This is a genomic window from Pelagibius litoralis (assembly GCF_011683915.1).
Lineage (GTDB): Bacteria > Pseudomonadota > Alphaproteobacteria > Kiloniellales > Kiloniellaceae > Pelagibius > Pelagibius litoralis.
The window spans coordinates 1-13,081 of record NZ_JAAQPH010000019.1 but is presented as its reverse complement, the minus strand read 5'-3'; the positions used below and the strand labels follow the sequence as shown (position 1 = coordinate 13,081).

Annotated in this window: 16 protein-coding genes; 3 read left to right on the top strand and 13 right to left on the bottom strand. The window is 63.0% G+C overall.

What is annotated here, in order from left to right; all coding sequences use genetic code 11:
* The first annotated feature begins 48 nt into the window (after nt 1-48).
* Together HBA54_RS21250 and HBA54_RS21245 are read left to right on the top strand one after the other, a co-directional pair.
* Entirely contained in the window at nt 49-1,188 is a 1,140-nt protein-coding gene (locus HBA54_RS21250; RefSeq protein WP_167228443.1) for a substrate-binding domain-containing protein, read from the top strand.
* A 250-nt stretch (nt 1,189-1,438) separates the two neighbouring features.
* Entirely contained in the window at nt 1,439-2,608 is a 1,170-nt protein-coding gene (locus HBA54_RS21245; RefSeq protein WP_167228441.1) for an MFS transporter, read from the top strand.
* Between the two features lie 18 nt (nt 2,609-2,626).
* Here HBA54_RS21245 and HBA54_RS21240 read toward each other — a convergent pair whose 3' ends face one another.
* The 13 genes from HBA54_RS21240 to HBA54_RS21180 form a co-directional block, all read right to left on the bottom strand.
* Nucleotides 2,627-3,190 (bottom strand): hypothetical protein, encoded by a 564-nt coding sequence (locus tag HBA54_RS21240; RefSeq protein WP_167228439.1) that lies wholly within the window; start codon nt 3,188-3,190, stop codon nt 2,627-2,629.
* Entirely contained in the window at nt 3,190-4,437 is a 1,248-nt protein-coding gene (locus HBA54_RS21235; RefSeq protein WP_167228437.1) for an acetamidase/formamidase family protein, read from the bottom strand. Before HBA54_RS21235 ends, HBA54_RS21240 begins: the two co-directional genes overlap by 1 nt.
* Nucleotides 4,438-4,591: 154 nt before the next feature.
* Complete coding sequence (locus HBA54_RS21230; protein WP_167228435.1) at nt 4,592-5,038, bottom strand: VOC family protein; 447 nt, start codon at nt 5,036-5,038, stop codon at nt 4,592-4,594.
* An 84-nt stretch (nt 5,039-5,122) separates the two neighbouring features.
* Entirely contained in the window at nt 5,123-5,938 is an 816-nt protein-coding gene (locus HBA54_RS21225) for a helix-turn-helix domain-containing protein (RefSeq protein ID WP_167228433.1), read from the bottom strand.
* A 69-nt stretch (nt 5,939-6,007) separates the two neighbouring features.
* A complete protein-coding gene (locus tag HBA54_RS21220) occupies nt 6,008-6,502 on the bottom strand; it encodes a P-loop nucleotide/nucleoside kinase family protein (protein ID WP_167228430.1) in 495 nt (164 codons plus the stop codon).
* Complete coding sequence (locus HBA54_RS21215; protein WP_240932809.1) at nt 6,499-6,885, bottom strand: ACT-like domain-containing protein; 387 nt, start codon at nt 6,883-6,885, stop codon at nt 6,499-6,501. Before HBA54_RS21215 ends, HBA54_RS21220 begins: the two co-directional genes overlap by 4 nt.
* Nucleotides 6,886-7,138: 253 nt before the next feature.
* Nucleotides 7,139-7,741: a YceI family protein gene (locus tag HBA54_RS21210; RefSeq protein ID WP_167228428.1), complete on the bottom strand. Its 603-nt coding sequence runs from the start codon at nt 7,739-7,741 to the stop codon at nt 7,139-7,141.
* Between the two features lie 45 nt (nt 7,742-7,786).
* Nucleotides 7,787-8,368: a YceI family protein gene (locus HBA54_RS21205; protein WP_167228426.1), complete on the bottom strand. Its 582-nt coding sequence runs from the start codon at nt 8,366-8,368 to the stop codon at nt 7,787-7,789.
* On the bottom strand, nt 8,365-8,928 hold the full coding sequence (locus HBA54_RS21200; protein WP_167228424.1) for a cytochrome b: 564 nt from the start codon (nt 8,926-8,928) through the stop codon (nt 8,365-8,367). The genes HBA54_RS21205 and HBA54_RS21200 overlap by 4 nt, the downstream gene beginning before the upstream one ends.
* 281 nt (nt 8,929-9,209) lie before the next feature.
* On the bottom strand, nt 9,210-10,307 hold the full coding sequence (locus HBA54_RS21195) for a TRAP transporter substrate-binding protein (RefSeq protein WP_167228422.1): 1,098 nt from the start codon (nt 10,305-10,307) through the stop codon (nt 9,210-9,212).
* A gap of 116 nt (nt 10,308-10,423) precedes the next feature.
* The gene (locus HBA54_RS21190) at nt 10,424-11,323 is read right to left on the bottom strand and encodes a hypothetical protein (RefSeq protein WP_167228420.1); all 900 of its coding nucleotides are present in this window, start codon (nt 11,321-11,323) and stop codon (nt 10,424-10,426) included.
* Nucleotides 11,324-11,349: 26 nt separating this feature from the next.
* Entirely contained in the window at nt 11,350-11,850 is a 501-nt protein-coding gene (locus tag HBA54_RS21185) for a DUF6932 family protein (protein ID WP_167228418.1), read from the bottom strand.
* 283 nt (nt 11,851-12,133) lie between these two features.
* Complete coding sequence (locus HBA54_RS21180) at nt 12,134-12,358, bottom strand: helix-turn-helix domain-containing protein (protein WP_167228416.1); 225 nt, start codon at nt 12,356-12,358, stop codon at nt 12,134-12,136.
* 203 nt (nt 12,359-12,561) lie between these two features.
* Here HBA54_RS21180 and HBA54_RS21175 point away from each other — a divergent pair, with 203 nt between their 5' ends.
* Nucleotides 12,562-12,912, top strand: a complete 351-nt coding sequence (locus HBA54_RS21175; protein WP_205944813.1) for a helix-turn-helix domain-containing protein — start codon at nt 12,562-12,564, stop codon at nt 12,910-12,912.
* Nucleotides 12,913-13,081: the final 169 nt, after the last annotated feature.

Below are 13,081 nucleotides of genomic sequence, written 5' to 3'. Positions count from 1 at the left end.
GACGCGCCGAATACGAGGTTAACAAACACAAACCGGGAGGAATGAGTCATGAAAGCCTATCTGTCGACGCTGTTGTGCGGTGCAGCCCTCTGCCTGGCCGGCGCTGCCTTTGCCGATGACTTTCCGCTGAAGGCGATGCCGGGCGACGATGAACGCGACTTCTGGCTGGTCGAACAGGTCAACAAGCCCGGCCAGTTGGAAGCCATGCGTAAGATCGTCAGCAGCGAAGCGGTCCCCTACAGCGGCAAGCTGGACAAGCCGATCCAGATCGCGCTGATCTATCCCTCCGCCGACGTCTCCGACTTCTGGGCCCGCGCCTATCTGGCCTTCACCAAGCGGCTCGACCAGGTCGGCATCCAATACGAAACAACCGAGTTCGCCTCACGCCAGATCGAGCATTCGCTGCAGGCGACCTACACCGACCAGGTCATTCAGGACGCCGACATCTACGACTTCGTGGTCTTCGGTCCCTCCGAACTGGCGACCCAGGCCGACAACATCGACAAGCTGGCCAACACCGAGGGCTTCACCACCTTCGTCTGGTCGTTCTTCACGCCACCGAAGTACCTGACGAAGCAGCCGGCCGGCTGGTTCGATTTCTCGGCGGCGGAGGGTGCGGAACTGATCTGCGAGTATATGGTCGACCGTCTCGGCAAAGACATTACCTACGCCATGAACCGCGGCATTCCCGGGATTACCGATAATCAGCGCTCCGGCGATTTCGCCGCTTGCGTCCAGGAGAAAGGCAATTGGACCCTGGCCTATGAACACTATGGCGAGTATCGGCGCGAAGGAGGCTTCGACGGCACCAACCTGATCCTCCAGGCCTATCCCGAGGCCAAGATCATCCACAACGCCAACACCGCCATGGCCATGGGATCGGTCGAGGCGCAGATCGCCGCGGAAAAGCACAAGGAGATCTTCTCCACAGGCTGGGGCGGCACCGGACTGGAGCTCGATGCCATCCGCCGTGGCGAGCTCGACGCCACACCGATGCGCATGGGCGACGACGTCGGCGCGGCGGCGGCCGAGGCCATCAAGGCGCATATGGAGGGCCGGGCGGAAGAACTGCCCCATGTCTTCCTCGGCCGCATCACCATCGCCAACGACCAGATGAGCCTGGAAGAAATCGACGCGCTGGAAAAAGAAGCCTTCCGCTTCTCCGGCGTCGGCAAACTGAGCCGCTAGAGCGGGTCATGTTTTGTCGGAACCACTGCGTGGTTACGGCAAAACATGTGAATCCGCTCTATATCAACAGTTAGAGCAGATCCTGGTCGATGGATCGCCTCCGGCGATTCCACTCGACCAGGTGAATCTGCTCTAGGCGGCAAACTCTGCAGCAGGCCGTCCCAGCCGGGGCGGTCTGCCGCAGCCTTGACTGGGAACCCCAAAAGCAAGATCGACTAAGCCCGCCGCGTCCTTTACCACTGACGGCGGCATGAAGTTTCGATCCATAACCCTGCTGTTGATCGCAGAACTGGCCGCAATGTCGTTGTGGTTCGTCTCGGCGGCGATCCTGCCCGACATGCTGCGCGAAGCAGAGCTTTCGTCGGCCCGCCAAGCCGCCCTGTCCAGCGGCGTGCAGGCCGGCTTCGTCATCGGGGCGCTGGCCTCGGCGATCTTCGGTATCCCCGACCGCTACGATCCGCGCCGCGTCTTTGCCGCCTGCGCCCTTGCCGCCGGGGCGGCCAACGCCGTTCTGCTGTTCGTCCCGCCGGGCAGCAGCGCGGCGATTGTTGCGCGCGTCGCCACCGGCGCCCTGCTGGCCGGCGTCTACCCCGTCGGCATGAAAATCGTCGTCGGCTGGGGCAAGGACGACCGGGGCTTTCTGGTCGGCATCCTTGTCGCCGCCCTCACCCTCGGCTCGGCCTCCCCCTACCTGATCGCCCTTTCCGGCGGGGCTGACTGGCGCATTACCGTCGCCGCGGCTTCCCTGGCATCGCTCTTTGCCGGTATCCTCTGCCTCGGGGTCGGCTTGGGGTCCCATCACGGCAGGGCGCAGCGCTTCGATCCCAAGGTGATCGTCGCCGCCTGGACCAACCGGCGCGTCCGGCTCGCCTATATCGGATACCTTGGCCACATGTGGGAGCTTTATGCCATGTGGGCCTGGATCGCCGCGGCGACCGCCATCTCCTACAGCGTGACCTTGCCAAGCGCCGAAGCCGAACAGCTCTCCAAGCTCACCGCCTTTGTCGCCATCGGCGCCGGCAGCCTGACCTGCGTCGTCGCCGGCATCGCCGCCGACCGGATCGGCAAAGCCCGCATCGCCATCATCGCCATGGCGGTGAGCGGCGCTTCGGCTGTCGCCGCCGGCGTGACCTTCGGCGGACCTGTCTGGCTGACCTTCGTCATCGTCGTGATCTGGGGCATCAGCATCATACCGGACTCGGCCCAGTTCTCCGCCCTGGTCGCCGACGCCTCTCCGCCGGAACAGGCGGGCAGCCTGATGACCTTTCAGACCGCGCTGGGTTTCGCCCTGACCTTCGTCACCGTGCAGGTGACGCCGGTTCTCGCCGCCAACTTCGGCTGGCCGCTGGTGCTCATCGCCCTGGCGGCCGGCCCCGCCGTCGGCATCCTCGCCATGGCGCGGCTGCAGGCGATGAGGTGACGGCCCAAGGAATCCGCTCTAGTCACTGCCCGGTTCGGGGCGGCCTTCCAGGAAGGCGCGGCTGCCGGGATGCCACGGTACCGCCGCCTCTTGCGCAGTCTGGATCTCCGGCGCGAGGTCCGTCCCGGCCAGGGCCGCCGTCACCAGCCAGGCATGGCGCTCGGGAAAATCCGCCCGGGCGATCAGAAGCCGGTCACCCAGCGGCAACAGCAGACGCAGCGCCACTGGACCGTAGGGTGCGAAACCACCACTACCGGCCTGCATGGCGGCGGCTTCCGACCCGCTCAGGGTCGCGACATCCATCTGCGCGGTGGCCAAGAGGCTGGCAAGCCGTCCGGCGTGGGGCGCACGCGCGACCCGCGACTTGGCCGCCGGCAGGTGCGCATCAAGCTGCGCCACCACCTGCTTGGCCAGGTCGTAGGCCCCGGGATCGGCCTTGTGGCAGCCGATCAGCAGGTGTTTCTTGCGGTAGACGACCCACTGCCCATAGGGCGTGTGGCCGCTTAACAGCAACGCCGCGCCTGCACCAACCCCTAAACGCAGCCCCAGGCCGAGCGCCTGCCGTCTTGTCCGACCGCACATCACTCCGCGAAGACGTCCTCGTTCAGCACCGCGGTCACGACGTAGTTCGGCACATCGACGACCTGGCCGATCCGCAGGTCGACCGCAACACTGGACAGGATATAGGCCTGCTCGGCGGTGAGGCCGTGTTTACGCTGGATGTAGTCGATCATCTTGATCAGCGCGTCACGCGCCGCCAGGGTCAGATCCTCGGAAAGGTTGGTCAGGTCGGCGATCTTCTGGCTGTCGAGATAGCTGTGCGGGGGCGGCACTTCGCCCGCCGCTTTCAGGGGCAGGCCGATGGTCTGATAGAACTTCGAGGGTTCGATGTTCTTGATCTGCGCGCCGCCTTCGACCTCCGGTCCCTTGATGAAGGCCCCTTCACCTTTGCGGATATCGACGGTTACCGTAACCACCGCCCCGGTCTCGATGGCCGTGCCGGAGACCTCGCCGTCGCCCTGCGCGTAGTGCACGTCGCCGACGAAGAGCCCGCAACCCTCGATAAAGCACGGCAGCAGCAGCGTGGTGCCGATCTGCATCTGCTGCACATCCATGTTGCCGCCGTTCTCGCGCGGCGGAATGGTGCGCAGGCACTGGTCCTTGCCCGAACCTTCCGGTCCACAGACCGCAGAGGGCAAGGCGCCGATCGGTTGCGGCGGCAGGGCGACACCGCCGGCCTCACCCAGCAGTCTTTCGCGCTCCAGCCAGCTTTCGACTTCCGGCTGGCCAGGCAGGACGCCGACCGATCCCATAAAGGCTTCGTAGGGCACCCTGATGCCGGGCATCTGATCCGACACGGCGTGGGTCCGGCTCAGTTTCCAGTTCACCAGATAAGGTTCGGTATAGATATCGCGCAGGAAGCCGAAGCCGGGCACGATCACGGTGTAACCGTACTCGTCCGGTTCGATGTCGACGAGCGTGACGGCAATAACATCCCCGCGCTCCGCGCCCTCGATATGGACCGGTCCGGTCATGGGATGCACGAAGTTGAGGTCGACCGCCGCCAGGTCGTCGGCATTGGAATCCAGCGTCAGGTCGGAATCCAATGCATCGCGGGTGTGATAGATGATCATGTCGCCGGGATTGGCGCGGATGACCGCCGGGATGTCCGGGTGATAGCGGTTGAAGCAGTTCGGATCGTCGACGCAGTGCGCGCCCTGCTTTTCAATGACGACCCGGGTCTGCCATTTGGACTCGCTGGTATCGGCCGCAGCGGTACCGATAAAACCCGAAACAGCCACGGCGCCCAGCACGAACAACGCTCTCATGATCCGCCTCCTGTCTTGCCGGTTTGTTCTTGCTTCTTGGTACCGGCGCGTTACGGCGGGACGTTTGATCCCACCCCGTAAGACAGAAGACTAGAGCATATTCCGACCAATTGGAGTCAATTTGATGAGCACTGGTAGATGAACACTGGCGTCGTCATTGGCTGGCCGTCAGCATCGCCGTATAGCGGCGCTGCATTTCCTCGGGCGTGACTTCTTCGATGGCATGGCCGATCAGCCAGTCATAACCGAAGGGATCACGCAGGGTGCCGGAACGCTCGCCATAGAAATGATCCTGTGGCGGTCTCACCACACGGGCGCCGGCGGCGACGGCACGCTCGATCAGGGCATCGGCGTCGTCGACGTGGAGGTGAATGGCGAAGGTGTGGGGGGCATCGGCCTTGGGCGCGTGAATATCACACTCGGGAAAAGCATCGGAGAGCATCAGCGTCGTACCGCCGATCAGCAGTTCCAGATGACCGATGCGCCCGCCCGGTTCGACAAGGCGGAACTTTTCCGTCGCGCCGAAGATATCTTTGTAATAGGCCGCAGCCTGCTCAGCCGGGCTGGCAGTCAGGTAGACGAAGAGTTCGTGAACCGCCATGGCAGTTTTCCTTTCATTTGGAAATCCTGGCTGAATCTCCCTCAGGGACCCGCCGCTGTCTTGAAGGAAATTGACCCGGGTACCTCAGAGCCGAACGTGGCGGGCAAAGCGCGGCGCCAGCCGGCGATAGCGGCCGGGCGACAGACCGGCGAACTCACGGAATTCGCGATTGAGATGGGCCTGGTCGGCGTAACCTTCATCGGCCGCCAGGTCGGCCAGGGCCGGACCGCTGCCGGCGGACAGCCGCGCCAGAACCCGCCCGAAACGCAACAGCCTGCCGTAGGTCTTCGGCTTCAAACCGACGGTTTCGGTGAAGCGCTTCGAGAAGTGCCGATGACTGTAACCGCTTTGCCCGACCACCGCCGCGACCGGAAGAGAGGCGTCGAAGCCCGCCAGGGCTTGGGCGATCAGAGGGTCGATCCCGCGCAGCCGTGGCAGGCGGGCAGCCAGCGCGGCTTCGAAGAGATCGAGCCGCCGCGCCGCCGTTCCGGCCGTCCAGAGTTTCTCACGAAGCTCGGTCACGGCTGCCGCGCCCCAGACATCCTCCAAAGCCGTGTGCCGGCCCGCAAATGCGCCGGCGGGCGCGCCGATCAGCAGCCCGGCGGCGCCCGGCGCCAAGAGGGCGCCGACACTCGGCACCGGCCTTGAGACATCCTTGAGGTAGGGCCCGCTGCGCGGACCGCCGATTACCGCTGCCGAGACCGTGAAGCCGACCCTGTCATCGCGGTGGCGGAAGATCCGCAGCGGAGTCTCCGCCAGCCGAAGCACCAGATGCAGCGCCCCGCTGGGCAGCATCATTTCCCGGTTCGACCCTTCTCCGGGCGGTCCATCCCCCTCCGACGCCCAGAGCTGCCGGACGAAGGGGCGCAGCACGTCTTTCGGCGAACGGCTGAGCGGCATGGCGGTTTCCTGCTGACTGTCCGCCTTCAGAATAGAAGATCGCAACCGCTTTGGGGAGCCCCGGCCCCTTTATGCCCCGGAATGAACCACCAAATTAAAACCTTCTTCCGGGGCCGGCGGCACGAAGAACCCGGCGATCCGGTCGTAGTCCGCCTCGTCCGGCGCAAAGACGGGGGCGCCGGTCAGGTTTCTCTGATGCAGGCGCGTCTTGCAGACCGCATCGGGCACGTCGAGGACGTGCAGTTCGTGGTCAGCGCCAGCGCCCTCGAAGATACCGCGCATCCATTGCCGGGCCGCCACGGTGTTGGCGGGAAAGTCCAACACGACGGAAAGACCGGCGCGCAGCAGCGCCTGCACATGATCGCCCATCGCGGCGCGCAGGCGTTCGGCGCAGCGCGCATAGTCCGCAAGCGATTGGATCTCACCGGGATAGAGTTCAGAAAGCCAGGCATCTTCGCTGATGAGAAGGCACGCAGGCGCAGATCCCAGGCGGCGGGCCAGCGTCGATTTGCCCGCCGCGATCTTGCCGCAGAGCAGATACAGGGTCGGTGCGGCCTCCGTCATCGGCCCGGCGGGTTTTGCCCCACATGTTTTGGACTCACATGCTTCTGGCCCACATGCTTCTGAGACGTCAGCACCGCCTGGACCTGATAGACCTGACGCAGGCAGCGGGCGATGTAGTCGCCGGTCTGAACGTCCAAACCGTCGACCTGGATATCGATGGCAAGGTCACGGCACTTGGGCCCGGCCACGTCGCTGTGCCAGCGGGTCGGCACCAGGCCGCGCTTGGCAAACAGCTCCAGCACCCGGGGCATGACGCCGGGTTCGGCCTCGGCCAGGATGGAGAAGCAATAGACCGGCGCGACATTAAGCGCGCTGGTGTTGTCGGCATGGGAAAGCCGCAAGGCTGCGGCAGGCATTTCTAGGGAAGTCATGGAAGCGGACATTGTCTGTCCCCTGAACGGTAATCACCAATATCGAAGAAGCCCGAAGTCGAATGGGCTATGCCCGGCTACCCCTTGGGGGCCGGGTCCGTAATTCGAATGGCGATGCCGATCAGTCGGTTGCTGTCCATAACCCGTGGATAACAGCGGATCGGGCCGGGAAAGTCAACAGGCGGCCCGGCGCCTTCGGTCCCTGCCTCGAATCCCCTGCCGGTATTAACCATGCAAACCCACCGCAGGCGGGAAAACCCCACCCTCAGGGCGCGATGGCTTCGACCTCGATGATCAGTTCGACCGCGTCGCCCACGGCGGGCGCATAGGTCGCCATGCCGAATTCGGTGCGTTTGATACTGCCTCTTGCGGAGAAGCCGATAGCCTCCTTGCCCTGCAGGATGGGATGAGGCGCCTTCTGATTGAAGGTGACGTCCAGGGTCACCGGCTTGGTCACGCCCAGCAGAGTGAGATCGCCGGTCACGGCGCCGGTGTTGTCGCCGGTCTTGGCAATGCCGGTACTCTTGAAGGTGATGGTTGGAAACTTCTCGACATTGAAGAAATCGGCGCTCTTCAGATGGTCGTCGCGCTTCTGGTGGTTGGTGTCCAGGCTGGCCGACTGCATGACGATCTCAACGGCGGAATTCTCGACCGCCGCTTCGTCGAAGGTGATACTGCCTTTCACATCGCCGATCCGCCCGATGGTATCGGAATAGCCGAAGTGGCTGACCATGAAGATCACGTCGGCATGACCGGAATCGAGATCGTAGGTCTCCGCCGCCTGGGCGCCGCCCAGCGCCAAGGGTGCCGCCAGCAGGCCCGCCGCGAGGGTCAGGGTTTTCAATCGGGGTAAGGTTACGTGCGGCATTGGCTGTCTCCCGTTCATTTTATCTGCAGATTGGTCGATCCGCCCTCAGAGGGCCGGGCGGCTGGCCTGGATATCGATCTTGATGGTCACTTCGTTGCCGACCACGGAGGTGTCCTGCCAGAGCCCCTGGCCGATGCCGTAGTCGAGGCGCAGCACCGCCAGTTCGCCGCTGGCCACGGCATGGACGGCGCCATCGCGTTCTTCGGTAACCAGGGTGAAAGGCAGCATCACCGGCAGGGTCACGTCGCGCAGGGTGAGATTGCCGGCCGCCTCGTAACGCCCGCCGCCCAGGTCGGTGAAACCTTCCGCCGCGAAGGTCGCGCTCGGCCAGAGCGCCGCATCGAACAGCGGCGCGGAGCGGATCATCTCGTCACGGTCCTTGCTCAGGCTGTTCACGCTGGCGACCTCGATAACGACCTCGACCCGGCTGGCGGCAAGGTTGTCAGGGTCGAAGGCAATCGATGCCATGAAGTCCTCGAAGACTCCCTCCACCGGCGCCCCGGACTGGGTGGCGACGAAACCGATCCGGCTGCCGTATCCCACCATCCAGTCGGGCGCGCCCTGGGCCAAGCCCGGCGCCGCGCCGGCAAGCAGGGTCATCGCAAAACCCAGGGCCGCTGCCTTCATCCGCCTTTTCCTTTTCCCACAGCCGGCAGCATGCGCTTCAGCACCGCATCCTTCACCACAAAGTGGTGACGCAGCGCCGCCAGGACATGAACCGCCACCAGCGCCAGGATCGCATTGGCCAGCCAGTAGTGCGCCTGTCCCAGAATCACCTTCACCTCTTCGCTGGGGTCGATCAGCGCCGGCAGGGTGAAGAGCCCGAAGACCACCACCGGAAAGTTGGCGGCGGCGGAATGCAGGATGCCGATGGTGGGCTGGGCCAGCAGCACGACGTAGAGCGCGACGTGGCTGGCATGGGCCAACTGCAGCTCCCACCCCGCCATGCCCGCCGGCAGCACAGGGGGTGCCGAGTACCAGCGCCAGACGAGGCGCAGAACCGCGAGCACCAAAATGGTCACGCCGACGGATTTATGCAGGTTGATCAGGCGGATCTTTTCCGGCGACAGCGGCAGGCCGTCCTGGATCCAGGCCAGCGCGAAGATTGCGGCAAACAATGCCACGGTCACCCAGTGCAGCGTCTGTGCCACCGCGCCGTAGCGCTCAGCCGTGTTGGTCAGCCGCATTCAGACACCGCCCAAGTTCCAGTTTCGGCCGCCTCACCCTAAGGCGTGCCGTCCGGCGGCGGTGAATCAAATATCTTTGATCGACCGCCGCCTTGACAGCTGCGCGCCCGAACATAAGGCGCCCTGAGACATACTACGGATGAAGGGGCCGGGACGTTTCAACGGCAGGGCCAAAAAGAGGGCCAAAATGGGGGTAGCCAAGGAAAGCCGCCAAGGCCCGGGTGGGCCCTGGCAGTCTTCAACAGCGGGAACGGGGGAAGTAGCCTGGGCCCGGACCCGGCTTAGGCCCAGACCAGCCTGCGCTGGCGCAGCATGGTCTCGTCGAAAGATCCCTGATAGGCCGCCGCCTTGCGGGTGAAGTCTATATAGGACACGTGGATTTTCTGCGTCAGGGCATCGGTCGCCCCAATCTCCTCGGCCACCTCGCGGGTCACCTCTCCCAGCCGGGCGACGATGTCGTCGGAGAAGGACCGCAGTTCGACGTCATAGTCGTTCAGCAGCGGGCCGAAGGCCTGGATGTTGTGATAGGTGAAGTCGGTGGTGGTCTCCTGCGCCGTCGCCGCCGCGGCGCCCTGCACGATGGCCTGGAGGTCGGCGGGCAGGGCATCGAACTTCGCCTTGTTGACGGTGATCTCCAGGCCCGGCCCCGGCTCATGGAAGGCCGGCACGTAGTAGTATCTGGCGACCTTCTGCAGGCCGAAGGCGACATCGTTCCAGGGGCCGATCCACTCCGCCGCGTCGATGGCGCCGGACTGCATGGAGGGCAGGATCTCGCCCGGCGGCAGCAGCACCACGACGGCGCCGACGCGCCGCATGACCTCGCCGCCCAGCCCGGCGATGCGGATCTTCAGGCCCTGCAGGTCGTCGAGGGAGTTGATCTCGGTCTTGAACCAGCCGCCGGCCTGCAGACCGCTGGAGCCGGCGTAGAAAGGCTTCAGGCCGAAGTCGGCATAGACCTCGTCCCAGAGTTCCTGTCCACCGCCATAGGTCAGCCAGGCCGGCATCTCGATGGCGTTGAGGCCGAAGGGCAGCGTGGTGAAATAGTTGAAGGCCTTGGACTTGCCGACCCAGAAATAAGGCGTGCCGTGCATGATGTCGGCGGTGCCGGACTGCACCGCATCGAAGCTTTCGAAGGGCGGCACCAGCTCGCCCGCGCCGAAGGTGCGGATGTTGATGCGCCCGTCGCTCATGGCGATCACGCGCTGGGCGAAACGCTCCGCATTCACGCCGACCCCCGGCGTGCCCTTGGGCCAGGGCATGACCATGTTCCATTCGACCCTGCCCTGGGCGATGGCCGGCGCGGCCAGGGTCGTCGCGGCGGCGGCGGTTCCGGCAGCGGCGGCGATGCCCGCGCCCTTCACAAAGCTCCGGCGTTTCATGACTGTTTCCTCCCAAAGATTGCTGTCGCGCAGCCTCTCCGGGCCGCGCCGTCTCATTGGCGGCGAGCCTAGCGGCCTTTGCCGGGAAATTCCACCGGTGGGTTAGGGGTGATGGGTCAGTTTAAGTCTTCGATGCCAACCAACTCCCAGGAGACTTCTTCCCGGTCTTTGGCATAGTTAAATTTCATGTGCCTCACCAACATCACCTTGTACCGTTCTGGCACCCGGCGAGGGGTGGTAGCGTCAAAACTTTCTGCGAAGGCCCCTCTTAAAGGGTCACCCTCTGGAGGTGACAGAAGGAATCTTCGTCCGTGGTGGTCCCACATCTCCAAGAGGCCAGTGATCTCAAAATCCTCTGTGTGCTCTTCGCCGCGCCTCTCAATAACGCTGCAAAGTTCTGAGAACTCTGGCGGCTGCGTCAGCACTTGCTTTCTCGTTTCGCCGTCTCTCACCCACTTAATATCTGCACTCATGCCATAGTCGCGGTGGAGTTTCGACAGGGCGTAGAGCTTTCTCACCGCTGGAGTGCCATAAGCCGCAACTCCGCCATGGAGCCCCTCGGCACTGTCTACCTTGAGCAGCCCGAACACCGCGTCTATCGCTTGATCTAAATGAGACTCGATTGCGAGCAGTCTTTCATTCTCGATCGTCAGCGCCACACCCAGCGAGCCAGAGTAAGCGAAACCAAAGTCGAACTGCGTCTTCGCGATAATAGCAGGGTCGGAGGTGGTTCGCTCTTTCGGCTGAGTGGTGATAGCGTCGAATACAATTGTCACCAATTCTTGAAACGTGCGCAGAACCCCAGTCACCGCCGACACCGAGTAAGACGCCCCGCTGTCAGGGATAATCCGATAGTCGCAAACTTCAATGAACTCGCTGCGTGTCGCCTCGGCAAGGTCTGATCGAAGCATCTCTCTGCGGTTTTCGAGTGATTGAATAGTCAGTCGATCCGCAAATTCCGTTTCTGGATCAGCGTGCCGTTCAAGCCGAACAATAGTCGCCTCCAGATCGTTCATGTCGTCAAGTATCGCTCTTACCCGGCTCACCGCGACACCTCCAAAACGGCTATTCCCTTTGGCTTTTTCTTAGTAAGGCTCTGGCCAAAGTCCTTTTTCCATCTACTGTGAGACAACTCCGACTTTGGATAATAGTTGTGCCCTATTGGGGCGCTAAACATGACAAAGCTATGCAACTTATGGGGGTTATGGAAGTCATTTGCTGCCAGTTGCTCTATAAACTGTTTCTGTGGAACAGATATATTCGAGGTAACAGAAATCGGGAAATCCACCACAAAATCAATGTCATCCGGGTCAATCTTCTGGGTCAAATAGCTGCCATCAACCCAAATTTCGCACGGAAGCTTGAGCGAGGATAGAGTGTCCACTGCTATGGTTACGAAATTGTTCCATAGCGGAAGACGCCGCGCAGATTTAGGAAATCCGTCGACCACCAACGTCTTCAGTGACGCTAAATCCATCTTGTGCAAACCGTCTAGCAGGAGCGGCGGAAACTCCGCCTTTGCTCCCATGCCCTTGCCCGCCATTAAGCTACCCCGGCTAGTCCTTCTTCCTGTGCCGTGCCTGGGCGGCTTTCCTCGCAATCTCGCTTCGCTGCTTAGCCGATAGCTTCCGAGCGCGAGCCTTACCCCCTCTGAGCCCCAAGCCGCCCCAATTCCGAAGCAGCCGAATTTTTCTTTTTGGTTGTAGAAATATCTTGCTCTTCGCCTGTTGCAATATCAACCATGAGTTTGGCAAGTAGCGGATGCCACGGCGAATCAAGGCGGAGTATGACGGTTGGGGGGATGACGATGACCACCGGTGCGGTGGTTAGTCCTTGAGGCGCACGCCGATACCGCCGCCGTTGGCCTCGACGAAGACAATGCCGGCGGCTTCAAAAGCCGTTCTCAGCGCGGCAAGGTTGGCGCGGATCGGCTGACGGGCGCCGCGCTCGAAATTGCGGACCGTTGTCAAAGACACTTCGGAAACCTTCGCCAAATCCTGTTGGGTCCAGTCTAGAAGGCCGCGCGCCGCACGGCATTGGGCAGGAGTCATAATCGCCACTCTATGAACGGGCACTAAGCCGTCAAGCTCGCATGAGAAACTCAACCCGCACTACAGGTCATCAGCCTCAACATCTTGATGACAGGTGAAATTAAATAGGTTAGATTGAATTTATTGTGCTTGTTAGCGGCGCGAGAGGGTGCACAAACACCCGCCCGCGCCTGACCGTAACCCGACTTACTAGGAGTCAGGCCATGGCTAAAGACAGCCTTATCACGGATTCGCCTTCCCGAAACACTCAGGGCGCCGATGACAACGCCCCCGGCGACAGCCCCCGAACAAACCATCATCCGCCCCAACCCGCCCTGATCACCGGCAGACAGTGCCGCGCGGCGCGCGCCATGCTGCAATGGAGCCGCGAGGAACTCGCCGAACGCAGTGGCGTCCACTACATCACCCTCTGCAACTTCGAACTCGGCCACTGCACCCTGAAACCGGGAAGCGCGCGGCTGCTGCGCCTGACCTTCATCGCTTCCGGCGTGCTGTTCATAGACGAAGACAGCGACGGCGGCCCGGGCATCTGCCTCGCCATGCCGGTCACCTAGCGGGCCCGGAAGGCCCTGTCATCTTCGCGCTGACGCGGGATGCCCCCTCACCCCGACCCTTGCATGTTGGTGATCGGCCCGAATTGCGTAAGCATTGGGGTTGATCCCCGGGGGGTGGCCACCCCCCGGGGATCGGATGGGCGGGACCGCGCGACCCTAGGCAAGAACC